We start from the raw sequence: 25,228 nt of genomic DNA on the forward strand, positions 1-25,228 counted from the left end.
ATGGGGAGAATGCTCAAGGATAAAAAAATTATGCTTATAAATCGTTTAAAAGTTATCCATTATATCACGGATATGTCAAAACAAATGAGTCAAATGGCGCGCCAAGCTCATAGTCCACTTTTAGCATTACTCTTGGATATGGTAGCCAAAGAGGGGCAAAGTATTATTAATAGCTCTGAGGGGCTTGGGGAGGATTCAACGCCAACAATGACACACAACCATCAGGGTGTCGAATAAGTTTTCCAGCAAGTTCAAGTTCAACCAATAAGAGATAGAGGTTTTGTAAAGGAATATCTGAATGATTGCTTAATGTATCTAGGTCAATTGGAGTTGTTGAAAGAGCTGAAAGAACAGCTAAGCGTTCTGCATCATTTCCTATGGGAGCGGGTTTTTCAGTTTCTGTATCAGGCAAAGTAAAACTTTCCTGTTGAATTGGATATTCTTTTTCAAAAAGATTGAGCTGAGAACTTACAGTATTTGAGACTAATGGTGTAAGTGTTTCTACTATATCAGAAGGATGTGTAACCAGCAAAGCACCTTCTTTAATGAGATTATTTGTACCAACTGATCTCGGATCAAGTGGAGAGCCGGGAATAGCAAAAATTAATCGCCCTATATCAACAGCTTGACGGGCTGTAATTAAGGATCCTGACCGCATAGCTGCTTCTGCTACTAAGAGGCCAAGCGATAAGCCTGCAATAATACGGTTTCTTCTTGGAAAATCGTTAGCACGTGGTTTCCAGCCAACAGGCATTTCACTAATAATTGCCCCACCATTAGTGATAATGTCATCATAAAGCTTTTTATTTTCAGGAGGGTAGATATGATCAATCCCGCCAGCCATAACTGCGACAGTGCCTGTTTTTAAACTTGTTTGGTGAGCAATACTATCAATTCCACGTGCAAACCCGGAAATGGTTATAAAACCAGCTTTACCAAGAAAATGAGAAAATTGAGCAGTTAGTTTTTTACCTACTGCCGAAGCATTTCGAGAACCAATAATTCCAACGGAAGGTTTACGAAAAACTGAAATATTGCCTTTTATGGTAATAAGTGGTGGGGAGGCTTCTGTTACTTTAAGGTATGGTGGATAATCTGGTTCTCCTACACCGACAAAACGAATACCCAATTTTTCAGCTTTTTGCATTTCTTTTTCGGCATCTTCTAACGTTGCTATTCGAATAGGCATACAACGACCACCTTTTCTACTAAGCTCAGGAAGTACAGCCAAAGCATTTTCCGCTGTTTTATAATGGTCAATTAAATTACGAAAAGTAACTGGCCCAACATTCTCGCTACGTAATAACCGTAACCAGTTTAAACGTTGATGATCAGTAAGTAGGATCCCCTTATCCATTTCTATTTTTAATACCAACCTTACTTTCTTTTCCAGCTAATAATCTACCGATATTTGTATGATGTTTTATAATCACAAGTACGCTCATCATTATTATTACGTAATGAGCATAGAAGTAAGGAGAAAAAAAATAAACAAAAATTGGAACAATAATAACAGCAATAAGCCCAGATAATGAAGAATAACGCGTAAATAGAAAAATCCCTATCCAGATGATAATAAAAATATTTGCTGCTGGCCAAAAAAATCCTAAGCATACACCTAGATAAGTAGCAACACCCTTGCCACCTTTAAATTTGAGCCATATAGGAAAGATATGTCCTAAGAAGGCAAAGAAACCGGCTAGAATAACAATAATATTGTGTTCTACTGGAATCCCATTTTCTATTCGATTAATTAAAAGTTTTGCAATTAAAATAACAAAAGTTCCTTTTAGTATATCGCAAAGAAAAGTAAGAGCTGCAATTGCTTTATTTCCTGTACGTAAAACATTTGTTGTTCCAATATTTCCAGAGCCAATTGTTCTTATATCACCAAGTTTAGCAAATCGTGTGAAAAGCAGTCCAAATGGGATAGAACCAATGAGATAAGATATTAGAAAAATTAGAAAAATAAATCCTGTATGAAACTGAAAAAGTACTTCTATTTCATTCATCAAACATCTCATTCAATTTTGTTGATCAAGCTTAAACACTGACTGGCCCTTAACAAGGGTTTGGACAACACGCCCCTGAAAGTGAGTGTTCTCAAATGGTGTGTTTTTTGAACGTGAATGTAGCATATCTGAAGACAATATCCATGGTTCATCAAGATCAACTAAAATAAGATCTGCATTAGCGCCTTTTACGAGAGTTCCAGCATTAAGACCAAAAAGCTTTGCAGGTGCCGTTGATAAGAGCTCGGTCAGTCTCAAAAGAGATATCATGTCATTGTGATAGAGGAGTAAAGCCACACTTAAGAGAGTTTCCATTCCAATAGCACCTGCTTGAGCGTCTTGGAAGGGTAAGCGTTTTGTATCAACATCTTGAGGGTCATGGGAAGAAACAATAATATCAACTGTTCCATCTTTTATTGCTTCAATCATTGCTATACGATCTTCTTCTGCACGTAGTGGAGGCACTAAACGGAAAAAGGTACGATATTCGCCGATATCATTTTCATTAAGGGATAAATGATTAATAGATACACCAGCTGAAATCTTCGTATTATTCTGTTTTGCTAAACGAATAGCATCAGCAGACATAGCTGTCGATATTTGTGCAGCATGATAACGTGCTTGTGTTAGCGCAGCCAGTCGTAAATCTCTTTCCAATGGAATAACTTCTGCTTCGCGCGGAATTCCACAAAGACCAAGCCAACTTGCTAATAGACCCTCGTTCATCACACCTTGACCTGTAAGGTCTTTATCTTGTGTTTCATGAATTAAAGTGACATCAAAATCACGAGCATAAGTCATTGCACGTCGCATAACAGCTGAATTTTGAAGAGTTTTTTTTCCTTCACTAAAGGCGACAGCACCTGCATTTTTTAACAAACCAAATTCGGCAATTTCTTGTCCACCTAACCCTTGAGTAATAGCGGCAACAGGATAAATATTGACCAATGACGTTTCATGTGCTGTGCGGGTGATAAATTCAACAAGTGCTACATTATCAATAACTGGTTGTGTATCTGGCATCATAAGGAAGGAAGTAATACCTCCTGCAGCAGCAGATTGACTAGCTGAAGCGATTGTCTCACGATGCTCAGCTCCTGGCTCACCAACAAAGACTCGTGCATCAACAAGTCCAGGTAGAATCACTTTATTTTGCGCGTCAATAATTTCTGCATCTTCAGGTGTTCCTTGATTTAGTGCTTCTTTTCCAGCAGCTGTAATCAGTCCATTTTCAATGATAACCGTACCAATTTCATCGATTGTACGTGAAGGATCAACAATACGAGCGTTTTGAAAAACCATTGGTTTTGTCATTTTTTTTCTCCACTCCAATTATGACGTGAATCTAGTAAAGCCTCCATAACAGCCATTCGCACAGCTATTCCCATTTTTACTTGTATGGGGATCACACTTTGTGCTCCATCTGCTATGTCAGAAGCAATTTCTACTCCACGGTTTATTGGGCCAGGATGCATGATGATGCAATCACTTTTGGCATAAGCCAAATTTTCTTTATGTAGACCAAAATGATGAAAATATTCACGAACCGAAGGAATAAAGGCACCTACCATACGTTCGCGTTGTAAGCGTAACATCATGATAACGTCGGCATCTTTAAGACCTTCTTTCATTGTGTTAAAAACTTCAACACTCATATCTTCTATTCCGGTTGGCAGAAGTGTTGAAGGAGCAACAACACGAACACGTGCCCCTAAAGCATTAAGACTAATAATATTGGAACGTGCGACGCGTGAATGCAAGATATCTCCACAAATTGCAACAGTTAATCCTTCAATACGTCCTTTTATTCTTCGAATGGTCAGAGCATCTAATAAAGCTTGTGTTGGGTGTTCATGTGCACCATCGCCTGCATTAATGACACAACAATCAACTTTTTGTGCTAAAAGAGTAGCTGCTCCAGCGCAGTTATGGCGAATGATAAGTATATCCGGATTCATTGCATTAAGAGTTATTGCCGTATCAATCAATGTTTCTCCTTTTTTGACGGACGAATTACTAATAGCCATATTCATCACGTTTGCTCCTAATTGCTTGCCAGCTAATTCGAATGAAGATTGTGTTCGCGTAGAGGCTTCAAAGAAAAGATTAATTTGAGTACGTCCATGCAGTGTGGATTTTTTTTTATCAGTTGTTTTAGAATAAGTAATATTTGCATCTGCACGATCAAGAAGTGTAATAAGGTCTTGTACATTTAAACCTTTAATACCTAAAAGGTGACGGTAGGGGAAAATCGGAAAAAGAGTATTTTGAGTCATAGCATTCTTTTCTAGAGATCTCTAAAGAATTTAAACAAGTATTTGTTTGAATGTAATAATGTTTTTAACTGTAAAAAGATAAATAGTCTATGATATCAATGATTCGAATAAGGAATATACTATGAGTGCTCTGTTTATGCAGAATGGCCAACGGAAGAATGCGTTTCTTAGTGATACACTTATGTTTCGTATTGCATCCAGTTTACCTGCATCATTATTAACAAGTTTTGAGGAAATAGGGGCATTTGTAGCTAGCCACGAAGCACGAGATCTCTCCCGTTTAGCAAATTGTTATCGACCAATATTACGTTATAATAACGAATGGAGTTGCTTAACAGAACAGTTAGAAATCCACCCCGCTTATCATACTCTTCAACGATATTCTAGGCAAGTGGGTTTAAGTACTTCACTATGGGAAAATAGTGCTGCAGAAAATGGAATACGTTATCAAGCACGTGCTATTCGTTTGGCTTTATCTGCCGGTTTGGAAACAGGGCATTTAAATGAAGTTATTATAACAAGCGCAGCTATTGCAGTATTAATTGGTGACATTGAATTATTTAAAAGATGGCAAAATGTACTTTTGTCACGTCAATATGATTTATCTTCAAAGCCTATTAATAATAAAAAAAGTGCTTCTCTTACTTGTGCTTTTGATAATGTTGCAAAAAGTGAAAAATATCCTTCTAGTTTTTCAATTGCTCAGAAAGTTTCTTTTGATGAAAAAATGGGGCGTGACCTGTATCATTTAAATAGTGTAAAAACCAACGTTATTAATCCGGTGGTTGATGGGTATCTTGTCAGTGCAGAAATAGATGGTCATTTAAGCTGTTTTTTAGTTCCACGCATACAAGAAAATGGTGAATTAAATAATATCTCAATTCATTATTTATTGCAGCGTTCTGGAGAATATTCAGTGCCAGAGGGAATTGTTCATTTCAAAGGCAGTTATGGTTGGCTTTTGGGCAATATTGGGGAGGGGGCTAAAGTAATTAAAGATATCGAAACTATGATGCGCTTTGATCAGTCTGTGATATCAACAGGTGTTTTGCGCGCAGCACTTCAATTTGGTGTAGATTTTTTTCGGCAAAAAATGCCAAACCAGCCTCTACCCCCACTAACAGAGCGTATTTTTGCTGACATTGCACTCGATATTGTTGCTTCACAAGCATTGGTTTTACGTTTAGCACGGGCATTTGATAATGCTACAAATATTCGCTCTGAAGCAGCTTTTGCACGTATCATGACACCTATTATTGCTTGTCATGTAAATCAATTGGTTGTTCCTATTGTTAGTGAAATTATTGCACAGCTTGGTTTAGAAAGTTTTGTAGAAGGAAATCCATTATCGCAAATGTTACATGATGGATCTGCACGGATAGTTAGAAATAATGATTCTAATCAATTGGTACGTGACGCAATCCTTATAGCTAATAAAGCCCCTGGATTGTTTCAGCAATTGTTAGAAAAAATTGCAACTGATATTGGACCGGCAGGTCCGAGGACAGTTGAAATTATAAACTCTGCTATCCATATGGCTTCGACAAATGAAGGAGCAGGCCGTTTTTTTGTTGAGCAAGTGGCATATGCTGCTGCAACTGCATCGCTACGTTATAAGGAAATGGAATATATTGTAAATGCTTATATGGAAAGCCGCCTTGGAGGGCAATGGAGGTTATCTTATGGTATGATGGTTGCACGATATAATCCCGGACAATTATTGGAGATCCTTTATCCTTCTGTGTGATTTAGGTTCTCAATTCTGTCAAGAACGCCTTGTAATATAAAAGCAGCTGCTGCAGAATCAATACGGGTTACTCTTTTAGCGCGCGATACATCCATTTCTAAAAGGGAGCGTTGTGCAGCAATTGTTGATAATCGTTCATCCCAAAAAACGAATGGAACTTTTGTATACGTTTCTATATTGCTAACGAAAGTTCGGGTTGCTTGAACACGAGGGCCATTACTTCCATCCATATTAATAGGCAAACCAATGACAGCAACTCCTACATTTTCATTGTTAAAGATCTGAACAAGTGTAAGAGCATCTAGCGTAAATTTTTTTCGCAGAATAACAGGACGTGGGTTTGAAAATGTTAAGCTGATATCAGAAATGGCAATCCCAATAGTTTTTGTGCCTAAATCCAAGCCTGCTATTGTTTGTTTGGGTAAAAGATGTGTAGTAATTTCATGTATGTTAATGACAGCCATGTGTTTTATACTCAAAGTTTCTTAACATTTTAGGTTAATATTTATAGTAAAGCTTTGATACAGATATCAATATTCTTGCGCTTATAGAAGTGAGCTTGTATAGCCAAAACATGAAGAGAGTAATGTCGCAATCAAAATTCAGAAGAAAGGCATAATATGTCTGTTGATAATAAGACAGTCAAAAGAGTGGCACATTTAGCGCGTATTGCCATCCATGATGATGAAATAGAGCGGATGACAAAAGAATTCAATGTCATTTTAAAGTTTGTAGAACAACTTAATGAAGTTGATATCAATGGAGTTGAACCATTAACATCGGTAATGCCTATGGCTTTACGAATGCGTGAAGATAGTATCACAGATGGTAATAAAGCTGCAGAAATTGTAGCAAATGCACCTATAACAGAAGAAAATTTCTTTCTTGTTTCAAAGGTCGTAGAGTAATTTTTTAATATTTTAAAATTCGAGAATCAATATGACTGATTTAACAACCCTAACAATTGCACAAGCTCGTGATGCTTTAACAAAGGGAGATCTAAAAGCAACTGAATTAACAGAGGCTTATTTAAAAGCGATTGAATTAGCTAATCCAACTCTAAATGTTTATGTGGCAGTAACAGCAGAACAAGCAATGAAAATGGCTGCTGAATCAGATGACCGTTTTATAAACAAGCAAGCTGGTGTTTTAGAAGGGATTCCGCTAGGAATTAAAGATCTTTTTGCAACACAAGATGTCCATACTCAAGCTTGTTCATATATTCTTGATGGCTTTAAACCGAAATACGAATCAACAGTAACGGCTAATTTGTGGAAAGATGGGGCGGTTATGTTAGGCAAACTTAATATGGATGAGTTTGCAATGGGATCGTCTAATGAAACATCATATTATGGACCAGTTATCAATCCATGGCGGAAAAAAAAATCAGATGAAAAACTTGTACCAGGTGGTTCTTCAGGTGGTTCTGCAGCTGCAGTTGCAGCACGACTTTGTGCAGGAGCAACGGCAACTGATACTGGTGGATCAATACGTCAGCCAGCAGCCTTTACTGGTACTGTAGGGATAAAGCCGACTTATGGGCGGTGTTCGCGGTGGGGAACTATAGCTTATGCTTCATCGCTCGATCAAGCAGGGCCTATCGGGCGAGATGTGCGTGATTGTGCTATTATGCTTAAATCAATGGCTTCCTTTGATGATAAAGATTCAACTTCAGTTAATATACCAGTACCTGATTATGAAAATTATATAGGTCAATCAATTAAGGGAATGAAAATTGGTATTCCAAAAGAATACTATATTGAAGGAATGTCTGCTGAAATTATTGAGCTTTGGCAAAAAGGAATGGACTGGCTAAAAGAAGCAGGAGCCCAGATTATCGATATTTCATTACCTCACACAAAATATGCTTTGCCTGCTTATTATGTTGTGGCTCCTGCAGAAGCGTCTTCTAATTTAGCACGCTATGATGGTGTCCGTTTTGGACTTCGTATGCCCGGGAAAGATGTCATTGAAATGTATGAAAATACGCGCTCATCTGGCTTTGGTGATGAAGTCAAACGGCGTATTTTGATAGGAACTTATGTTCTTTCTGCAGGTTATTATGATGCTTATTATCTTAGAGCTCAAAAGGTGCGAACATTAATTAAACGTGATTTTGATCAATGTTTTGCTACTGGTATTGATGCTATTCTAACGCCTACAACACCGGTATCAGCTTTTGGTATTGCTGATGAAAAAATAAAGAATGATACAATAGCAATGTATTTAAATGATATCTGTACTGTATCAGTTAATATGGCAGGGTTACCAGGCATTTCTGTTCCCGCGGGCCTATCATTAAATGGTTTACCGTTAGGATTGCAATTGATTGGTAAGCCTTTTGCTGAAGAAACAATTTTTCAGATAGCCTACATTATAGAGCAAGCGGCGGGAACATTAAATGCTAAAAAATGGTGGCCATAAAAATCAAAAGCTTACATTTTTACAAAGCAATAAAAAACTCTTTCCTTAAGATACGAGAGAACCTTTGGGGGAGTGTAATTTCGTGCTATAATTTTTAGCCACCAAGATATGCTTCTTTTACACGTGAATCAGAAAGTATGGCTTGGCTTTCACCATGAAATAAAATTTTTCCTACTTCCAAAATATAAGCATAATCAGCAACAGAAAGAGCTGCAAATGCGTTTTGTTCAATAAGAAGGATAGTTTTTCCCATTTCATTAATTTTACGAACGATCGAAAAAATTTTTTGCACAAGAAGTGGTGCTAAACCAAGAGATGGTTCATCCAATATTACCATATCAGGATTGCTTATGAGTGCACGACCAACGGCCAGCATTTGCTGTTCACCACCTGACATTGTACCACCCAATTGCTTGGACCTTTCACGTAACCGTGGAAATAAGTCAAATATCCATTCAATATCATGAGCAATACCAGCTTTGTCATTACGAACATAAGCTCCTAGCTGGAGATTTTCTAAAACAGTCAAATGAGGCATAATACGTCGTCCTTCAGGACTTAATGCAATGCCTAATTGCAAAATTTCTTCTGGCTGTTTTTTTATAATAGATTTACCTTTATAGATAATATCTCCACAAACAGGCCGGTTAAGTCCTGCAATAGAACGTACAGTACTGCTCTTTCCTGCTCCATTGGCACCAATTAAAGTTACTATACTCCCTTTTTTTATGGACATAGAAATATCTTGAACAGCTTTAATAGCACCGTAATGAACGTGAAGATTTTTTATTTCAAGAATGTTCATACATATCTCCACCAAGATAAGCTTTTATAACTTTAGGATTATGGCGAATTTCATCTGGTGTCCCATTAGCAATACAACTGCCATATTCTAGCACCCAAATATCTTGGCAAAGTCCCATGACAACTTTCATATCATGTTCAATAAGCAGAATTGTAAGGTCAAATTCTTTTCTTACTTTTTCGGTGAATTTTCTAAGTTCTTCACTTTCTTGAGGATTCATTCCAGCAGCAGGTTCATCAAGAAGAAGTAATTTGGGTTTTGTCGCTAAAGCCCGAGCAATTTCTAAACACCGTTGAGCACCATAAGCCAAAGTGGTTGCTGGTTGGTTGGCGAGATGAGCAAGCTGAAGTCGTTCAAGAATCTCCATCGACTCTTTATAAAGCTTGTTTTTTTCTTTAATTGCACTTGGTAATAAAAGGACAGAAGCAAACCATGGGTATTTTTGCCGGACATGAGCACCAACCATAACATTTTGCAATACTGTTAATCCTTGAAAAAGGCGGATATTTTGAAATGTTCGCGCAATATGGCGTTTACAGATAATATAAGGTGCAAGACCACAAATATTTTCTCTGTCTAGAAGAATTGTTCCATTTGTGGGTGTATAAAAACCAGAAATTATATTAAAAACAGTGGTTTTTCCTGCACCATTGGGACCAATTAATCCAGTAATTGTTCCCCGTTTGATGGTCATATTGATATTGTTAACAGCGGTTAATCCACCAAAACGCATGGTAACATCATTGAGTGAAAGGATAATGTCGTTCATGACTTTTCCTCACTACTAGAGAGTGTCCTCCTTGTTAAAAGGCAATAGATCCAATTCCATGAAAATTCACGTTGACCTAGTAATCCTTTTCTCCAAAATAAAATGATTACTAACAATAAAAGTGAAAAAACAACCATACGTAGTCCTGGTATTCCTGGGATACATATAAAGCTTAAGTTTAATGGAGATTCGATAATACGAAGTGATTCAAGCAGCACCGTAATAATAATACTTCCAATAATACTTCCTGTAATAGAACCAAGACCGCCAGCAACAACGATCATCAAAATATTAAAGGTTAGAAGGAAGTTAAACATTTTAGGGTCAATGGTTGAAATGAGAGCAGCCGTCAATGCACCTCCAATACCAGCAAAAAATGCACCAACAGTGAAAGAAAAGCTACGGTAGAAAAAGGTATTAATACCCATTGTTTTTGAAGCGATTTCATCGTCACGAATAGCACGCAATACATTACCAATATTACTTTGTAGTAAAAGAGTTATAAAAATAATTGTAAATGCCAACCAACCATAATTCCACCACAATGTAGCATTTTGGGGTATCCCTTTAATTCCTAATGAGCCATTTGTTAAAGATGTAGCATTGGTAATAATAACGCGAATAATTTCTGCAAAACCTAATGTTGCAATTCCAAGATAATCACCACCAAGACGCAGTATGGGAAAAGCAATCAATAAGCCTACAACTGCAGCACATAAGCCACTTATAATAACAGCGATAAAAAAGGGTAACTGCAAACTTTGCAATGGTTCAGCTATTGGTTCTAGAATCCACATCATTTCTTTTTGTTCAGGAGAGAGAAGTAAAATTGCACATACATAAGCACCGATAGCCATAAAACCAGCATGTCCAAGAGAGAACATACCCGTAAATCCGTAAATCAAATTAAGCGAAATTGCCAATATGGCGTTGATAGCAATAAGATTAATAATACGCAGTGTATAGTCATTAAAATGATTATCGGCATAAAATAAAAAACCGATAAGAGCTACAATACTAATAAATGACAGAAAAAGCGTAGTTGATTTTGCCATTAGATTTTCTCTTGACTTTTTTTACCCATTAAACCAGTTGGCATTACCAATAGGATAATAATTAATAAAATAAAGGCGAAGGCATCTCGATATCCAGATAAAGCCGGAAAAAAGGCGACAATCATAACTTCAAGAAAACCTAATAACAGTCCTCCAAGCATTGCTCCTAGAATTGAGCCAATACCTCCGATAACAGTAGCAATAAATGCCTTTAGTCCAGGAAGAATGCCCATATAAGGTTGAATTTGGGGATAACGTAAAGCCCACATAATCCCTGCTACAGCACCTAATGCCGAACCTATAGCAAATGTGAAGGCGATAATCTTATTAACAGAAACCCCCATTAAACGAGCAGTTTCAATATCGTGCGAGATTGCACGCATAGCAAGACCTGGTTTTGTTTTATGAATAATCCATAACAAGATGATAACGAGAATAAAGGAAACAACAGGAACAATAAAAGACATAGGGCTAATTCGAATAATTGTATCTAGTCCTTGTCCGAAATGCCATTGGATTGGTGTGACAAGAAAATCTGGCTGTTTTACACCTTTTGGAACACCGCTAAAAAGTACAGTTGCGAGATTTTCAATGAAAAAGGAAATACCAATTGCACTGATAAGTACTGAAATTCGTGGAGCATTACGCAGGGGTCTATAAGCGCATTGGTCAACAGCAATACCCAGTGCGCTTGTGATAAAAACTGAAAAACAAATGGCCACAATCCAGATTGGTGTAAAGTTTTGTGGAGCAATTTTTAAGTAATAAATAAGGCATGAAATAAGGATAAAAAGAATTGCAATCCAATAAATTTTAGGTCGTTTTTTAAATCCTATAAACACTGAATAATAAATGAGAAGAGCTAACAATATAAGCAAGATAGCAACCCACGCAGGCATAAAGCTGATTGTAGAAAAGAAAACGAAATATGCACCTAACATAAAGATATCGCCGTGAGCAAAATTAATTAACCTCAGGACACCGTAAACCATGGTGTAACCAATCGCGATAAGCCCGTAAAGTGATCCTAATGCCAGTGCGTTTAAAAAATGCTGAATGAACATTTCAGTATTCATCTTTTATTCTTCCACATTTGTTAGCTCATATAGGGTAGAATATAAGATTTCTGAACAATCTAGTTGAGAGAATAATTTTCAATCAGATCTTATATTTCGATTTAATCGATCAATGTTCTGAAATTTATCAAATGGCAGGTTTTATTTCGCTTAAATAGATACGTTTTCCGTCTTTTATTTCAATAACACCGATAGGAATTTGAGGATTGTGATTTTCATCCATAGACATATTGCCAAAAGGTGTTTGTACATCTTTCAATTTATTCAATTCTATAGTGATTGCTTCGCGATCAGCACTTTCAGCATTTTCAATAGCTTTCATAAACATTATGTAAGCTGTGTATCCTAAGACCGAATTGATATTTGGTTCTTTATGGGGGTAAGCTGCATTCCATTCATTTGTGAATTCTTGTGCAGCTCTTGACATATTTGGCATATTTTTATCATATGGGAGCGTTGTATGTAAAAAGTTTTCTGCGGCTTTTCCTGCAATTGCAATGGTTTCTGGGTTATCCATAGCATCCCCCCCCATAATGCGGAATTGTGCACCTAATTCACGTGCTTGTTTCATGATAATGGAACCTTCAGAAAAATAGGATGGGATAAATAAAACGTCAGGTTTTTGTGCTATAATTTGTGTAAGAGCAGCTGAAAAGTCTTGATCTCCAGAATTATAATTTAAATTTAAAATAACTTCACCACCTAATTTTTTGAATGAACGATTAAAATAATTTGCAAGCCCAATTGCGTAATCACTTGATATATCTTTTAATATAGCTGCTTTTTTTGCATGTAAATTTTGAATTGCATAAGTTGCAGCACCTGCTCCTTGATAAGGATCAATAAAGCATGTGCGAAAAGAATATTTTTTACCATGCGTAATAAGTGGGTTTGTTGCTGAAGTTACGATAACAGGAGTTTTTGCTTTTTCAGACACTTCTCCACCAGCTAATGCTAATGAAGAGCCATAAGTTCCAATAATACCGTTAACATTATCGTTTGCAGTTAAACGCATAACAGCATTAGCTGCCTCTACCTTATCGGATTTATTGTCAATAATAACAAGTTCAACTTTACGTCCCAGTATTTCAGGTATTTTTTTGTGTGCCAACAGTATACCTTCCAGTTCAAGTTGTCCCCCAAATGCATTTTGTCCTGTTAATGGAAGGTAAACACCAATTTTAATAGGAACATTAGCATAAGCATTTGCTATGAGCATCATCATTGTAGCGACTATAGTAAGGAATTGCTTCAATTGCATTATATACTCCCCTTATTTATAATTATTTATACTTTATATTGAACTTTATTGCCATGCAAGTTACACATTAATAAAAATTAATCACTGTGTATGAAGGTTCTTTATTCATTGTGTGAAATATAAGATTAAGCATTTCAGAAAAATATTTGTATTGCGGATTAATGTGCCAAAATTTTGGGTGTTACTACAATATAGGGGAAATCTTATCTTGGGGCTTGCTTGTTGATGCAATAGCAATGTTTACTAAACATGATAGAATCAATTTGTAGAATTTAAACCACGGGAATCACGTTTAATTATGACGAGTAAGGATACCTTAAAAAATTATTCCCTATCTGAAGATAATTTCGATGTTTGTGGTGAAATTACTGAAATTAGTGGTGTTATTAAATGGTTTGATAGCAGTAAGGGTTATGGGTTTATAGTACCTGATTTGTATGAGCTTCCTGATATATTATTACATGTTACTGTGATGCGACGAGATGGTTTTCAAACAGCTTTGGAAGGTGCTAAAATTATTTGTGTTGTAAAGAAAACTGAGCGGGGGTTAAAATGTGTTCAGGTCAAGTCTATTGATTTATCATCTGCTGTTCATCCATCAGAAATTCCGGTACGTACACATATTGTAGTTACTCCTGAAAGTGGCTTAGAGCGTGCAATTGTTAAGTGGTTTAATCGTGATAAAGGTTTTGGCTTTCTTAGCCGAGGGCAGGGAACAGAAGATATCTTCATTCATATAGAAACATTGCGCCGCTTTGGTTTAGCAGAGCTTCGTTCTGGTCAAGTTGTTATTGTGCGTTTTGGTAAAGGTGAAAAAGGCTTGATGACAGCAGAAATTTACCCTGATATAGCGTTTCCATTTACTACGCACTAAATTTCAATATGCATAGTTATTATATTTCTTTTTTTAAGATTTTAATGCTTTTAGTTTTTAATAAAGATAAAGACTTATCATTAATAAGGGGTAAGATATTTGAAGCTTTCTAAAGGAAAACAAATCATTCAATTGATCTTTTTTTGTATAGGGGTATTTTTTTGTGTAGGTATAAAGATGATTATGGCACAAAAACCTATACAGATTCCAGTTGATTCAACCCCTTTAGTAATTAATACAAAAAAAGGTGCATTTTCTTATAATGTTGAAATTGCTTTTTTGCCGGCTCAATCAAACGCTGGCTTGATGTACCGTACCCATTTCCCTAAAAATCATGCAATGTTATTTAAAAATTCGTTAAATAATACATCTGAAAATACACAGGAAATGTTTATGTGGATGGCAAATACTCCTTTACCCTTGGATATGATTTTTTTAAACTCTGAGGGTATTATTGTTTCAATTGTTGAAAATACTCGTATATTTTCAGAAGATATTATTTCATCAAAAGTGCCGGCAACCTTCGCTATTGAGCTCAATGCTGGTGAGGTTGCTGATAAAAAAATACAAAAAGGGCAGCGTGTTATTCATCCTGCTATTTGTGGGAAATGTGAAGGTAATAAGGAATGACAGCAAAAGATGTTTATTTTTTTGAACACGATGGATTACGATTCGCTTATCGCGAAGAAGGTAAAGGTATTCCTATTTTATTGATTCATGGTTTTGGGTCTTCTGCGTGGGTTAATTGGTATGCAACAGGGTGGTTTCGTAGCCTTGTTGAGGCAGGTTATAGAGTTATAGCTCTTGATAATCGTGGACATGGTGATTCAGTTAAAAGTTATGATTCTTTATTTTACACTCCTCAAGCTATGGCTGGCGATGCAGTTAAATTGCTTCAACATTTAGAATTACCTAAAGCTCATGTCATGGGATATTCCATGGGTGCTCGGATTAGTGCATTCATGGCGCTTTTATATCCAACATATGTGCGTAGTGTTATTTTTGGAGGATTAGGCATTGGTATGGTAACAGGAGGAGGTGATTGGAAGCCTGTTGCAGAAGCTCTTTTAGCGGAGGATTCTTCAACTATTACTAATGCACGTGGTCTGATGTTTCGTAAGTTTGTAGATCAAACTAAAAGTGACAGACGCGCTCTTGCTGCTTGTATTACAACATCAGCGCAAAAATTAACAGAATCTGATGTTCAAAAAATCAAACAGCCTGCACTTGTTGCTATTGGTTCATTGGATGATATCAGTGGTGAGGCAGAACCATTAGTAGCTTTGTTGCCACATGGTGAAGCATTACATATTCCCGGGCGAGATCATATGCTTGCTGTGGGAGATCAGGTTTATAAAAAAGGTGTTATTGATTTTCTTTCTCGTTATTCTTTTACATGAGATTCGTTTATATTTATAGAAGCTGAAACAGAATTTAACATTTTGTTATTTTGGAAATATAAAAAGCTTATCCGGAATCTCTTCTTTATTGTATAGCTTATGTTTAGAAGTAGGAAGGCATTGGTAAAAGCTTATATTTACGGATTGTGTTATAATTTAATTTTGATTTATAAAAATTGAAATAAATGATATAAATCAAATGAATATTTCAATTTATTAATTTGCAAAATAAATGGAATGATTTTTATATCATTAGATTTTATAGACGAATTGTAACTGTTATAAATTTAAAACAACTTATGTTAGAGCAGAGAATTTGCTTCACAATAGAGTAATTAAACTTGTTTTCTTTTTGAATTCAAGGTTATTATCTGTAGAAATAAAAACAAAAGAGTAAATTTATTTTTTTATTTTAAAATCTGGTCAGATAGATTAAATAATTATAAGCTTTTTGTTGGAAGTTATTCAATAAAGTTTGTGAAAATGATCTTATTTTAAGCATTAATGACAGGATTAAAGATTGAGAGTGGAAAATTTTTACTATCTTTACAGAATCATAGGAGTATTTTATCTGCAAAAAAGGAATTAGATTGATAATCTTAAAATGTAGGAGAGTGCAGTGAATGCTGATGAAATAAGAAAACTTGATAGTTATTTTAAAAAGACGTTCCAAAATTCAGCATTGCAGGTAAAAGCACGGCCGAAAAAAGATGATTCTTGTGAAGTTTATATAGGGGATGAATTTTTGGGTATTATTTATCGGGATGAGGATGAAGATGAATTATCCTATAACTTCTCAATGGCTATTTTAGATATTGATCTAGGAAAATGATGCAATTAATTATAATTGAATACGTTTTTCTTTTAATTCAAAGAGTTTTATATAAGTTTTTGTGCTTTTAAACTTGTGTGACCGTTACGCGCAATAATGAGATGGTCATGAAGGATAATTCCTAGTGCATTGGCAATATCTTTTAATTTATGTGTCATTTCTATATCTGCTAGAGAAGGCGACGCGTCACCTGAAGGATGGTTGTGAACTAAAATAATTCCTGATGCAGATAATTCTAAAGCTCGAGAGACTACTTCACGAGGATAGACGGGAGTATGGTCAATAGTACCAGTTTGTTGCACTTCATCAGAAAGTAGACCATTTTTCTTATCAAGAAATAGAACACGAAATTGTTCCCGCGTTTCATGTGCCATAACAGCTTTGCAATAAGCTAATACTTTATCCCATGTAGAAAAAATATCACGTTTAGACAATTGTGCACGAGCAAGGCGTCCTGCGACACCTGAAATAATTTTTAAATCTATTGCGGTAGCTGGACCACATCCAGGAACTTCTTGAAGAAGGTTAATATCAGCGTTCAACACATCAGTTAACGAGCCAAAACGTTCTATTAAATTTTTAGCTATTATTTTTGTATTTATTCGAGGAAGGGTACGAAAAAGCAATAGCTCAAGATATTCATAATCTTCAATTGCATTCCCCTTCGTTTTTAAATAGCGTTTACGTAGACGTTCACGATGTCCTTCATAATGTTTAGTTGTTTTAAGCTTTTCACTTTTTATTTTTGGCATCATATCAAGAGGAACACTTGATGTTAGTTCAAAGGAATTACTTTTCATGACTCCATTTTTATTTGATTTTTTAGCCATAATATTACTACATTTATTAAGCGTATAAACTTGGAACGTAAAAAATATCTTTAGGAGATTCAGTAAATATTTCGCATCCTTGACTTGTTACACCAATTGTATGTTCGTACTGTGCGGTAAGTGAACGATCACGTGTTACAGCAGTCCAGCCATCAGATAAAACTTTAACTTGTGGTTTACCAAGGTTAATCATAGGTTCTATTGTGAATATCATACCTTGTTTTAGTTCTTCACCTTCTCCTGGGCTTCCATAATGTAAAATATTTGGTGCATCATGAAAAAGTTGACCAATTCCATGACCACAAAAATCTCTTACAACTGAACACCGTTCAGATTCTGCGTAACACTGAATGGCTGCACCAATATCACCTGTAGTTGCACCAGGTTTAACTGTTGCAATTCCTCTCATAAGGCATTCATGGGTTATTTTAAGTAAGCGTTCTGCAGCACGCCTGATTTTTCCGACAGGATACATACGGCTTGAATCTCCATGCCAACCATTGAGAATAAATGTTACATCAACATTAACAATATCACCTTCTTGTAAAGATCTTTGATTGGGTATGCCATGACAAACGACGTGATTAATAGATGTACAGCATGAATGGCTGTATCCATGATAATTTAAGTCAGCAGGCAAAGCACCGCGTTCAGCCCCATAAGTGAAGACAAAATCATCAATTTCTTGTGTAGTTGTACCAGGCTTAATGATATCTGTAAGTGCATCAAGGCATTCTGCTGCAATGCGACCAACTTTACGCATTTCAGAAAAAGCATAATCGTCAAAAATACGAATTTGCCCATTAAATTTTAGGGGTATTTTATTATATTCAATATAATTGGTCATTTTTCTTGCTATTTTCTATTTTTACTTGGTGAATCGGAAAAATACCTTTTATACTTACGTGACATTTTATAGCATAAAATTCTACCCCTGATTTTAAAGCTAAATCAAATTTGCATCCATAAGTAGGATCAAGATCACGACAAATTGTAAAAGCTGAGCAATCTTCTCGTTGAATGATGTAAAGCATAACTGCTCGCTTTCTTTGTTGTACAATTTTTATGAGCTCATCAAGATGGCGTGCACCACGTTTTGTTATGGTATCGGGAAATTCTGCTAATCCCTTTTGACGTATAAAATGGACGTTTTTTACTTCCAGATAACATTCTGGAAGAGCGTCATCATGTAGAAGAAAATCAATACGTGAGTGTGTACCATACCGCTGTTCACTTAAGATAGTTTTATATCCGCCTAATTCGGGTAATAAACCGTTTTGAATTGCTTCTAATGCAAGTTTGTTAGGCAAAGTTGTATTAATACCAACTAAAGTATTATCTGCTTCGACAATTTCTAGTCGATATGGGTATTTTCGCTTGGGATCATTACTGTATGAAAGCCAGACATTAGAGTTGGGAGTTATTAATCCAAGCATTGAGCCAGTATTAGGAACTGAAACGGTAAAGATATGCTGGTTACTCTTTCTAACATCAGCAAGAAAGCGTTTATAACGACGGACAAGCTTTGCAGGATAGAGTTCAGGAATAAAGAACATATTCCTTTATTAAAGGAGATGATCTTATAATTCAACTCAAGGCTTATATTCAAATGAGTTGAAGTACATCAGTTATGGTTACATTAGCATAAAAAATAACAGTTGTAACAATCAACAACATTGTTATGAGTGCAAGAGTCATTTTTCTTTCAGAGTTCATATTTAATCCTTTTTCAGATAAATCAATGAATTTCTATTGAGAAGATAAAATTGACTACAATTTGTCGCTAAAAAGGTTATTTCATGGAGTATTGATTTGAGAGGTTGAGTTACAAAAAAAATAGCTATAGAGATATAATTTATGAAGATCGGTGAAATAAATGGCTGGGACAAATAGGAATCGTCAGAATATAATGAATGGTCCAATTATTGTCTTAGTTGAGCCACAATTGCCAGAAAATATTGGTATGGTGGCAAGAGCAATGGCAAATTTTGGGCTATCTGATCTTCGGCTGGTTAAACCGCGAGAAGTATTTCCAAATGACAAAGCTAGAGCTGCAGCCAGTAAAGCTGATCATATTATTGATAATGCATTGGTTTTCAATACATTATGTGACGCAATCGCAGATTTAAATTATGTTTTAGGTACAACAGCACGTAAAAGATGTGGCTTCAAAACTGTTAAAAGTGCTGTAGAAGGGGCAAGTATTTTACGTCATCATGAAAGTGTTGGACATAAGATAGGTATTTTATTTGGTAGAGAAAGATGGGGATTGAAAAATGAAGAAATTAGCTTTGCTGATGAAATCGTTACTTTCCCAGTTAATCCTGCTTTTGCTTCATTGAATATTGCACAAGCAGTTCTGCTGATGTCTTATGAATGGATGAAATCCGGTTTAGATGATTTAAACGATACTGCTTTTCGTGTAAAAGAAATGAAACCAGCGGATAAAGCTACGCTACATGGTTTTTTATCACAGTTAGAAAATGCTTTGGATGTTCGTGGATATTTTAGACCGCGAGAACGCAAAGAAGTGATGATCATCAATATACGCTCTGTTTTTACACGTGCTAGTTTGAGCGAATCTGAAATTCGGCTGCTACGGGGAGTTATATCTTCATTAGATCATTTTTCACCTAAATTTCCACGGGGTAGTGGTGCACCTGTGGGACGTGATCGCAAGAAGAAAATTACAACAGGTGTAACCACTAATGAATGAGCAACCACTTCTTTTTTTTGATAGCGGTATTGGTGGGTTAACAGTGGTGAAGGAAGTACGCGCTCTTATTTCTGAATTCCAATTTATTTATATTGCTGATGATGCAGGATTTCCTTATGGTATGTGGAGTGAAGATGCTTTGAAACAGCGCATTTTAAAGATTTTTACAAATCTATTAAAACTTTATAATCCTGCTTTATGTGTTATTGCCTGCAACACAGCTTCTACATTGATGATAACAGATTTACGAAAAAAATTTCCTAATATTCCTTTTGTTGGAACTGTTCCTGCAATTAAATTAGCAGCTAAAAAGACAAATTCAGGTCTTATTTCAGTGTTAGCAACTCCTGGGACAATTCAACGTGCGTACACACATAAATTAATCGATTCTTTTGCTAATCAGTGTCATGTTCAGCTTGTAGGGAGTACAAAGCTTGCAGGGTTTGCTGAAAATTATTTACGTGGGAATCTCATCGACGAGGAAGAATTACGTCATGAAATCTTACCATGCTTTGTTGAGAAAAATAACAAATATACAGATGTTATTGTTTTAGCATGTACACATTATCCTTTTTTAATTAATTTGTTTCGTCAGCAAGCTTTATGGCCGGTAAGTTGGATTGATCCAGCAAAAGCTATAGCCAGGCGCACCAGATCATTATTATTAGAGGAAATACCAAATAAAAACGTAAAGAAACATAAAGATTGTGCTTTATTTACATCGCAAAATATAGAAATTGCAACTGAGCATTTGTTACAAAAGTTTGGTTTTAATATAGTAAAGGGAGTTGACTTTAAAGTATAATTGAATAAAGCTATTTTAACTTTTTCTTTTAAGAAAATAATATTAATTGACGTGTCCCGTGGATAGCTTTCGAATTTGTGTGTAAGATATCCTGTCAGTCTTCCTTTTGGAAGGCAGAGGAGGGTGCGTTTCCTTAAGGTCTAATTTATGATCTTGTTTTTTATGTGAAGGAAATGCGATGAGTAAGCGCGAATCAACAAAATATAAAATTGACCGCCGTATGGGGGAAAATATCTGGGGGCGTCCGAAATCGCCTGTAAATCGCCGTGAATATGGTCCTGGTCAGCACGGACAGCGCCGTAAAGGAAAGCTTTCTGATTATGGTGTCCAGTTACGTGCTAAGCAAAAATTAAAAGGATTTTATGGAGATATTTCAGAAAAGCAATTTCGTAAAATTTATAAAGAAGCTGTTCGTCGTCATGGTGATACAAGTGAAAATCTTATCGGTCTTCTAGAATCACGTTTAGATGCTATCGTTTATCGTGCAAAATTTGTACCTACTATTTTTGCTTCTCGTCAATTTATCAACCATGGTCACATCAATGTAAATGGTCGGCGTACGAATATTCAATCATATCGCTGTAAACCAGGTGACGTTATTGAAGTTCGTGAAAAATCAAAGCAGCTTGTTTTGGTCTTAGAGGCTATACAGTTAGCTGAGCGTGATGTACCTGAATATATTGAAGCAGACCATAGTAAAATGAAAGCGACTTTTACTCGTATCCCTGCTTTTTCAGATGTTCCTTATGCCGTCCACATGGAACCTAATTTAGTTGTTGAATTTTATTCACGTTAAATTTGATGCGAGAATTTATCACTCTCTAATTTAATTGTGTGTTTTAAAAATCACTCTATTATCTAGCAACTGTTGGAACTGATAACATCATTAACCCGCTGATGTTATCAGTTTATTTTTTCTGTAATAAGTAGGTTTTTTGACTATTGGTATCCAATTACAGACAGAATTTAGCATTAAATTTAAGTCCTGTTATATTTGTTGTTTGTATTATGATCGAAAAATGAATCATTGTATTATTATACAGGGTATAATACTATAAATTAAGTCTTCTAAATGATATCAAGCAATAGAAAAATGTGGGTATAGGTGATTTTTTGGAGGAAAGTTTTGATGATTGCCATCCAATGTTTCGGGTTGCTCCTTCAACTGTAGAATTTAATAAATTACGTAAACGACTTTTGCGTCATATCCGACAAGCGTTTGATGATTTCTCAATGTTGTCTGCAGGGAAAAAATGGCTTGTTGCTTTATCTGGGGGGAAGGACTCTTACGGCTTACTGGCTCTTCTCTTGGATTTAAAATGGCGTGGTCTTTTACAAATTGAAATTTTAGCTTGTAATCTTGACCAAGGTCAACCAGGCTTTCCAAAGCATATTCTTCCTGATTTTTTGAATAATTATCAAATTCCTTACCGCATTGAATATCAGGATACTTATTCAGTTGTTACAGATAAGTTAACACAAACACAAACATATTGTTCGCTTTGTTCTAGATTGCGACGTGGGCATTTGTATCGTATTGCACGTGAGGAGGGGTGTTCTGCATTAGTGCTCGGACATCATCGTGATGATGTTTTAGAAACGTTTTTTATGAATTTGTTTCATGGTGGTCGCTTAGCAGCTATACCTGGAAAACTTATAAACGATGAGGGAGATCTTTTTGTTTTACGTCCTCTTGTTTATGCAGCTGAAGAGGATATGAAAAAGTTTTCTCAAGCAATGCAATTTCCTGTTATTCCTTGTAATCTTTGTGGTAGTCAAAGTGGTTTACAACGCAATGTAATGAAAGAAATGCTAAACGATATCGAAAAAAGAATGCCAGGGCGTAAAGATACTATGATTCGCGCTTTGACAAATGTACGCCCAAGCCATTTGCTTGATAGAAAACTTTTTGCTTTTGATGCTTTACTATAATTTAAACTGCAATACCGTAAAGATCGTAAGCATCAGATTGTTCGATTTTAACGGTGACAAATTCACCGGTACGAAGTGGTTGGCGTGATGATACATGAATAACACCATCTATCTCTGGAGCATCATATTTACTACGGCCTTTAGCCACTTTACCTTGACTTTCATCAATAAGGATTTGAAGTCTTTTTCCAATCTTTTTCTTTAAGAGACGAGCAGAAATTTGTTGTTGTTTTGCCATAAAGCGATGCCAACGGTTTTCTTTCACTTCTTCCGCAATACTTTCTAATTCAAGATCATTTGCAGCAGCGCCTTTTACTGCTTCATATTTAAAGCAACCAGCACGCTCAATTTTTGTTTCTTCCAACCATTCAAGAAGCATCTCAAAATCTTCATTGGTTTCTCCTGGAAAACCGACAATGAATGTTGATCGCAAAGTGAGATCTGGACAAATTTTTCGCCATTTTTCAATTCTACGATTTGTTTTTTCCATATGAGCAGGGCGTTTCATATTACGTAAAATAGTTGGTGATGCATGCTGAAAAGGAATATCTAGATAAGGGAGAATTTTTCCTGCTGCCATAAGTTCAATAACTTCATCAACATGAGGGTAAGGATAAACATAATGCATTCGCACCCAAACACCCATGTCTCCTAGTTCGCGACAAAGATCCAAAAATTTAGCTTTTATTGTGCGGTCTTTCCAGGAACTTTCAGCATATTTAATATCAATACCATAAGCACTGGTGTCTTGTGAAATAATTAAAAGTTCTTTTACACCTGCTTGTACAAGCTTTTCTGCTTCACGAAGAATATCGCCTATGGGGCGCGAGACCAAATTACCGCGCAGAGCAGGAATAATACAAAAACTACATCGATTAGAACACCCCTCAGAAATTTTTAAATAAGCATAATGGCGAGGTGTAAGGCGGATACCTTGCGGAGGAACTAAATCAACGAAGGGGTCATGGACTGGAGGAACGACTGTATGAACTGCTTGTATGACGTTTTCATATGCTTGTGGTCCAGTAATAGCTAATACACTGGGATGTGCTTGACGAATGACATCAGGTTCCGCACCAAGGCATCCAGTTACAATAACTTTTCCGTTTTCTTTGATAGCTTTTTCAATATTAGTTAGCGATTCAGTTCGCGCAGAATCAAGAAAGCCACAGGTGTTAACAATAACAAGATCGGCTCCTTGGTGCTTATGTGAAATTTCATAACCTTCAGAACGAAGACTTGTAATAATACGCTCAGAATCTACAAGCGCTTTTGGGCAACCGAGAGAAACAAAACTAATGCGAGGTGCTGCCATAATAATCCTTGTAATTCTTTAATGAAAATCTAATTTATCTATTATTCCTACTTTTTTAAGGAAAAATATCTGTATGCTCTATTAACCTTTAAACGTATTTGATACATTTTGCTACAAAGTTATGCAAATTTATTTATAGTATTAAAAGACAAAAACGCTAATAAATGGCGTTATTTATAATCATTACGGCGACGACTTTGTATATATAGACATTCTATAAACGTACACAGTTTTTTATTCGTGTTTTCAATTATTTTATCTTTTAATAATAGCGAATAAGTCCAACAAGTTTACCTTGTATATGAACACGTTCAGGCCTATATATGCGCGTTTCATAATGAGGGTTTGCAGCCTCTAATGCAATCGAAACCCCTTTACGTCGGTAACGTTTTAAAGTTGCTTCTTGTTTATCAATTAATGCAACAATAATTTCACCTTGTGTTGCTGTACTTTGGCGTTTAACAATTATAGTATCTCTGTCAATAATACCTGCTTCAACCATAGAATCACCTTTAACTTCCAAAGCATAATATTCACCTAAACCAATCATATCTGGTGGAAGAGATAGTGTATTTGTTTGTTGCTGTATTGCTGAAATAGGTACGCCAGCAGCAATACGCCCCATTATAGGGATAGTAACATTTTTTTTGTTTTTTGTTTCAGAATCATCAAAATTATCAAAATCTTGAAATGTTTTTCTTTTGTTTTTTTCTACCATACTTGGAAAAATTTTACGTGCAGAAGAAAGATCGAATGTTATTTTATTAGGAAGCCGGATAACTTCCACTGCACGAGCACGATTTGGTAAACGACGTATAAAACCGCGCTCTTCCAAAGCTGTGACAAGTCTATGAATGCTGGATTTTGAAGCAAGTTCTAACGCATTTCTCATCTCATCAAACGAAGGGGGAACACCAATTTCTTTCATATGATTGTGAATGAATAAAAGTAGCTCATATTGTTTACATGTCAGCATTCAACATTCCAAATCAAAAAATCGAAAAAGAAAAAATAGAAGACAAAGCATAAGTATTTCATGATTATTCTACAATTTTTTATAAAATAACGCAAAATTCTCTACTTTATTTTTGAGTCTGTA

27 protein-coding genes are annotated in these 25,228 nt (G+C 35.8%); 12 read left to right on the forward strand and 15 right to left on the reverse strand.

Translation table 11 applies throughout. The features are described from left to right. The first annotated feature begins 30 nt into the window (after positions 1-30). Positions 31-237 (forward strand): hypothetical protein, encoded by a 207-nt coding sequence (locus BBBE_RS07610; protein ID WP_081632662.1) that lies wholly within the window; start codon positions 31-33, stop codon positions 235-237. Here BBBE_RS07610 and dprA read toward each other — a convergent pair. From dprA to BBBE_RS03230, 4 genes are read right to left on the reverse strand one after another with little or no spacing between them, the layout of a single operon-like run. Continuing rightward, positions 167-1,357 (reverse strand): DNA-processing protein DprA, encoded by a 1,191-nt coding sequence (dprA, locus tag BBBE_RS03215; protein ID WP_035464646.1) that lies wholly within the window; start codon positions 1,355-1,357, stop codon positions 167-169. The two genes, BBBE_RS07610 and dprA, sit on opposite strands and share 71 nt — an antisense overlap. After that, complete coding sequence (gene plsY, locus BBBE_RS03220) at positions 1,350-2,012, reverse strand: glycerol-3-phosphate 1-O-acyltransferase PlsY (protein WP_010701169.1); 663 nt, start codon at positions 2,010-2,012, stop codon at positions 1,350-1,352. Before plsY ends, dprA begins: the two co-directional genes overlap by 8 nt. Positions 2,013-2,024: 12 nt before the next feature. Next, on the reverse strand, positions 2,025-3,326 hold the full coding sequence (locus tag BBBE_RS03225) for a dihydroorotase (RefSeq protein WP_010701170.1): 1,302 nt from the start codon (positions 3,324-3,326) through the stop codon (positions 2,025-2,027). Beyond that, positions 3,323-4,288, reverse strand: coding sequence for an aspartate carbamoyltransferase catalytic subunit (locus tag BBBE_RS03230; RefSeq protein ID WP_010701171.1), 966 nt, complete (start codon positions 4,286-4,288; stop codon positions 3,323-3,325). Before BBBE_RS03230 ends, BBBE_RS03225 begins: the two co-directional genes overlap by 4 nt. A gap of 121 nt (positions 4,289-4,409) precedes the next feature. On the opposite strand from BBBE_RS03230, the gene BBBE_RS03235 reads away from it, so the two are divergent. Next, positions 4,410-6,035: an acyl-CoA dehydrogenase family protein gene (locus tag BBBE_RS03235; RefSeq protein WP_010701172.1), complete on the forward strand. Its 1,626-nt coding sequence runs from the start codon at positions 4,410-4,412 to the stop codon at positions 6,033-6,035. On the opposite strand, the gene ruvX is transcribed toward BBBE_RS03235, so the two are convergent. Beyond that, complete coding sequence (gene ruvX, locus BBBE_RS03240) at positions 6,020-6,499, reverse strand: Holliday junction resolvase RuvX (protein WP_010701173.1); 480 nt, start codon at positions 6,497-6,499, stop codon at positions 6,020-6,022. The genes BBBE_RS03235 and ruvX overlap by 16 nt on opposite strands. A gap of 156 nt (positions 6,500-6,655) precedes the next feature. Here ruvX and gatC point away from each other — a divergent pair, with 156 nt between their 5' ends. Then, a complete protein-coding gene (gene gatC, locus BBBE_RS03245) occupies positions 6,656-6,943 on the forward strand; it encodes an Asp-tRNA(Asn)/Glu-tRNA(Gln) amidotransferase subunit GatC (protein WP_010701174.1) in 288 nt (95 codons plus the stop codon). Positions 6,944-6,974: 31 nt separating this feature from the next. Then, positions 6,975-8,459 (forward strand): Asp-tRNA(Asn)/Glu-tRNA(Gln) amidotransferase subunit GatA, encoded by a 1,485-nt coding sequence (gene gatA / locus BBBE_RS03250; protein WP_010701175.1) that lies wholly within the window; start codon positions 6,975-6,977, stop codon positions 8,457-8,459. Between the two features lie 94 nt (positions 8,460-8,553). Here gatA and BBBE_RS03255 read toward each other — a convergent pair whose 3' ends face one another. The 5 genes from BBBE_RS03255 to BBBE_RS03275 form a co-directional block, all read right to left on the reverse strand. Beyond that, entirely contained in the window at positions 8,554-9,264 is a 711-nt protein-coding gene (locus BBBE_RS03255; protein WP_010701176.1) for an ABC transporter ATP-binding protein, read from the reverse strand. Continuing rightward, on the reverse strand, positions 9,251-10,033 hold the full coding sequence (locus BBBE_RS03260) for an ABC transporter ATP-binding protein (RefSeq protein WP_010701177.1): 783 nt from the start codon (positions 10,031-10,033) through the stop codon (positions 9,251-9,253). The genes BBBE_RS03255 and BBBE_RS03260 overlap by 14 nt, the downstream gene beginning before the upstream one ends. After that, positions 10,030-11,088, reverse strand: coding sequence for a branched-chain amino acid ABC transporter permease (locus BBBE_RS03265; protein ID WP_010701178.1), 1,059 nt, complete (start codon positions 11,086-11,088; stop codon positions 10,030-10,032). Before BBBE_RS03265 ends, BBBE_RS03260 begins: the two co-directional genes overlap by 4 nt. Next, positions 11,088-12,164: a branched-chain amino acid ABC transporter permease gene (locus BBBE_RS03270; RefSeq protein WP_010701179.1), complete on the reverse strand. Its 1,077-nt coding sequence runs from the start codon at positions 12,162-12,164 to the stop codon at positions 11,088-11,090. Before BBBE_RS03270 ends, BBBE_RS03265 begins: the two co-directional genes overlap by 1 nt. A gap of 127 nt (positions 12,165-12,291) precedes the next feature. Further along, the gene (locus BBBE_RS03275; protein WP_010701180.1) at positions 12,292-13,425 is read right to left on the reverse strand and encodes an ABC transporter substrate-binding protein; all 1,134 of its coding nucleotides are present in this window, start codon (positions 13,423-13,425) and stop codon (positions 12,292-12,294) included. Between the two features lie 298 nt (positions 13,426-13,723). On the opposite strand from BBBE_RS03275, the gene BBBE_RS03280 reads away from it, so the two are divergent. From BBBE_RS03280 to BBBE_RS03295, 4 genes are all read left to right on the forward strand, one after another. Further along, positions 13,724-14,299: a cold-shock protein gene (locus tag BBBE_RS03280; protein WP_010701181.1), complete on the forward strand. Its 576-nt coding sequence runs from the start codon at positions 13,724-13,726 to the stop codon at positions 14,297-14,299. A 183-nt stretch (positions 14,300-14,482) separates the two neighbouring features. After that, entirely contained in the window at positions 14,483-14,929 is a 447-nt protein-coding gene (locus tag BBBE_RS03285) for a DUF192 domain-containing protein (RefSeq protein WP_192812777.1), read from the forward strand. Next, a complete protein-coding gene (locus tag BBBE_RS03290) occupies positions 14,926-15,699 on the forward strand; it encodes an alpha/beta fold hydrolase (protein ID WP_010701183.1) in 774 nt (257 codons plus the stop codon). The genes BBBE_RS03285 and BBBE_RS03290 overlap by 4 nt, the downstream gene beginning before the upstream one ends. A gap of 619 nt (positions 15,700-16,318) precedes the next feature. Continuing rightward, entirely contained in the window at positions 16,319-16,531 is a 213-nt protein-coding gene (locus tag BBBE_RS03295) for a DUF3126 family protein (protein WP_010701184.1), read from the forward strand. A gap of 47 nt (positions 16,532-16,578) precedes the next feature. Here the strand turns inward: BBBE_RS03295 and radC are convergent, their stop codons facing one another. The 3 genes from radC to sfsA are packed head-to-tail and all read right to left on the reverse strand — an operon-like array spanning position 16,579 to position 18,917. Next, positions 16,579-17,361: a RadC family protein gene (gene radC, locus BBBE_RS03300; RefSeq protein WP_010701185.1), complete on the reverse strand. Its 783-nt coding sequence runs from the start codon at positions 17,359-17,361 to the stop codon at positions 16,579-16,581. Positions 17,362-17,377: 16 nt separating this feature from the next. Beyond that, on the reverse strand, positions 17,378-18,208 hold the full coding sequence (gene map, locus BBBE_RS03305) for a type I methionyl aminopeptidase (RefSeq protein WP_010701186.1): 831 nt from the start codon (positions 18,206-18,208) through the stop codon (positions 17,378-17,380). Continuing rightward, the gene (gene sfsA / locus BBBE_RS03310; RefSeq protein ID WP_010701187.1) at positions 18,192-18,917 is read right to left on the reverse strand and encodes a DNA/RNA nuclease SfsA; all 726 of its coding nucleotides are present in this window, start codon (positions 18,915-18,917) and stop codon (positions 18,192-18,194) included. The genes map and sfsA overlap by 17 nt, the downstream gene beginning before the upstream one ends. 320 nt (positions 18,918-19,237) lie before the next feature. On the opposite strand from sfsA, the gene BBBE_RS03315 reads away from it, so the two are divergent. From BBBE_RS03315 to ttcA, 4 genes are all read left to right on the forward strand, one after another. Next, on the forward strand, positions 19,238-20,077 hold the full coding sequence (locus tag BBBE_RS03315) for an RNA methyltransferase (protein ID WP_010701188.1): 840 nt from the start codon (positions 19,238-19,240) through the stop codon (positions 20,075-20,077). Then, the gene (gene murI, locus BBBE_RS03320) at positions 20,070-20,882 is read left to right on the forward strand and encodes a glutamate racemase (protein WP_010701189.1); all 813 of its coding nucleotides are present in this window, start codon (positions 20,070-20,072) and stop codon (positions 20,880-20,882) included. Before BBBE_RS03315 ends, murI begins: the two co-directional genes overlap by 8 nt. A gap of 178 nt (positions 20,883-21,060) precedes the next feature. Beyond that, positions 21,061-21,678: a 30S ribosomal protein S4 gene (gene rpsD / locus BBBE_RS03325; protein WP_010701190.1), complete on the forward strand. Its 618-nt coding sequence runs from the start codon at positions 21,061-21,063 to the stop codon at positions 21,676-21,678. A 347-nt stretch (positions 21,679-22,025) separates the two neighbouring features. After that, on the forward strand, positions 22,026-22,814 hold the full coding sequence (gene ttcA, locus BBBE_RS03330) for a tRNA 2-thiocytidine(32) synthetase TtcA (protein ID WP_051093585.1): 789 nt from the start codon (positions 22,026-22,028) through the stop codon (positions 22,812-22,814). A gap of 1 nt (position 22,815) precedes the next feature. On the opposite strand, the gene rimO is transcribed toward ttcA, so the two are convergent. Continuing rightward, on the reverse strand, positions 22,816-24,129 hold the full coding sequence (gene rimO / locus BBBE_RS03335; protein ID WP_010701192.1) for a 30S ribosomal protein S12 methylthiotransferase RimO: 1,314 nt from the start codon (positions 24,127-24,129) through the stop codon (positions 22,816-22,818). Between the two features lie 262 nt (positions 24,130-24,391). After that, on the reverse strand, positions 24,392-25,105 hold the full coding sequence (lexA, locus tag BBBE_RS03340) for a transcriptional repressor LexA (protein ID WP_010701193.1): 714 nt from the start codon (positions 25,103-25,105) through the stop codon (positions 24,392-24,394). Positions 25,106-25,228: the final 123 nt, after the last annotated feature.

The sequence above is a fragment of the Bartonella bovis 91-4 genome (assembly GCF_000384965.1).
Classification (GTDB): domain Bacteria; phylum Pseudomonadota; class Alphaproteobacteria; order Rhizobiales; family Rhizobiaceae; genus Bartonella; species Bartonella bovis.

What these genes read in the sequence shown, in the direction of transcription:
- BBBE_RS03315 (WP_010701188.1), top strand. Translation starts at nt 19,238, where the DNA reads ATGGCTGGGACAAATAGGAATCGTCAGAATATAATGAATGGTCCAATT.
- gatC (WP_010701174.1), top strand. Translation starts at nt 6,656, where the DNA reads ATGTCTGTTGATAATAAGACAGTCAAAAGAGTGGCACATTTAGCGCGT.
- BBBE_RS03290 (WP_010701183.1), top strand. Translation starts at nt 14,926, where the DNA reads ATGACAGCAAAAGATGTTTATTTTTTTGAACACGATGGATTACGATTC.
- plsY (WP_010701169.1), bottom strand. Translation starts at nt 2,012, where the DNA reads ATGAATGAAATAGAAGTACTTTTTCAGTTTCATACAGGATTTATTTTT.
- murI (WP_010701189.1), top strand. Translation starts at nt 20,070, where the DNA reads ATGAATGAGCAACCACTTCTTTTTTTTGATAGCGGTATTGGTGGGTTA.
- BBBE_RS03225 (WP_010701170.1), bottom strand. Translation starts at nt 3,326, where the DNA reads ATGACAAAACCAATGGTTTTTCAAAACGCTCGTATTGTTGATCCTTCA.
- rimO (WP_010701192.1), bottom strand. Translation starts at nt 24,129, where the DNA reads ATGGCAGCACCTCGCATTAGTTTTGTTTCTCTCGGTTGCCCAAAAGCG.
- BBBE_RS03280 (WP_010701181.1), top strand. Translation starts at nt 13,724, where the DNA reads ATGACGAGTAAGGATACCTTAAAAAATTATTCCCTATCTGAAGATAAT.
- gatA (WP_010701175.1), top strand. Translation starts at nt 6,975, where the DNA reads ATGACTGATTTAACAACCCTAACAATTGCACAAGCTCGTGATGCTTTA.
- BBBE_RS03265 (WP_010701178.1), bottom strand. Translation starts at nt 11,088, where the DNA reads ATGGCAAAATCAACTACGCTTTTTCTGTCATTTATTAGTATTGTAGCT.
- lexA (WP_010701193.1), bottom strand. Translation starts at nt 25,105, where the DNA reads ATGCTGACATGTAAACAATATGAGCTACTTTTATTCATTCACAATCAT.
- radC (WP_010701185.1), bottom strand. Translation starts at nt 17,361, where the DNA reads ATGGCTAAAAAATCAAATAAAAATGGAGTCATGAAAAGTAATTCCTTT.
- BBBE_RS03260 (WP_010701177.1), bottom strand. Translation starts at nt 10,033, where the DNA reads ATGAACGACATTATCCTTTCACTCAATGATGTTACCATGCGTTTTGGT.
- BBBE_RS03285 (WP_192812777.1), top strand. Translation starts at nt 14,483, where the DNA reads ATGGCACAAAAACCTATACAGATTCCAGTTGATTCAACCCCTTTAGTA.
- BBBE_RS03235 (WP_010701172.1), top strand. Translation starts at nt 4,410, where the DNA reads ATGAGTGCTCTGTTTATGCAGAATGGCCAACGGAAGAATGCGTTTCTT.
- BBBE_RS03270 (WP_010701179.1), bottom strand. Translation starts at nt 12,164, where the DNA reads ATGAATACTGAAATGTTCATTCAGCATTTTTTAAACGCACTGGCATTA.
- dprA (WP_035464646.1), bottom strand. Translation starts at nt 1,357, where the DNA reads ATGGATAAGGGGATCCTACTTACTGATCATCAACGTTTAAACTGGTTA.
- BBBE_RS07610 (WP_081632662.1), top strand. Translation starts at nt 31, where the DNA reads ATGCTTATAAATCGTTTAAAAGTTATCCATTATATCACGGATATGTCA.
- ttcA (WP_051093585.1), top strand. Translation starts at nt 22,026, where the DNA reads ATGTTTCGGGTTGCTCCTTCAACTGTAGAATTTAATAAATTACGTAAA.
- BBBE_RS03255 (WP_010701176.1), bottom strand. Translation starts at nt 9,264, where the DNA reads ATGAACATTCTTGAAATAAAAAATCTTCACGTTCATTACGGTGCTATT.
- ruvX (WP_010701173.1), bottom strand. Translation starts at nt 6,499, where the DNA reads ATGGCTGTCATTAACATACATGAAATTACTACACATCTTTTACCCAAA.
- map (WP_010701186.1), bottom strand. Translation starts at nt 18,208, where the DNA reads ATGACCAATTATATTGAATATAATAAAATACCCCTAAAATTTAATGGG.
- BBBE_RS03230 (WP_010701171.1), bottom strand. Translation starts at nt 4,288, where the DNA reads ATGACTCAAAATACTCTTTTTCCGATTTTCCCCTACCGTCACCTTTTA.
- BBBE_RS03275 (WP_010701180.1), bottom strand. Translation starts at nt 13,425, where the DNA reads ATGCAATTGAAGCAATTCCTTACTATAGTCGCTACAATGATGATGCTC.
- rpsD (WP_010701190.1), top strand. Translation starts at nt 21,061, where the DNA reads ATGAGTAAGCGCGAATCAACAAAATATAAAATTGACCGCCGTATGGGG.
- sfsA (WP_010701187.1), bottom strand. Translation starts at nt 18,917, where the DNA reads ATGTTCTTTATTCCTGAACTCTATCCTGCAAAGCTTGTCCGTCGTTAT.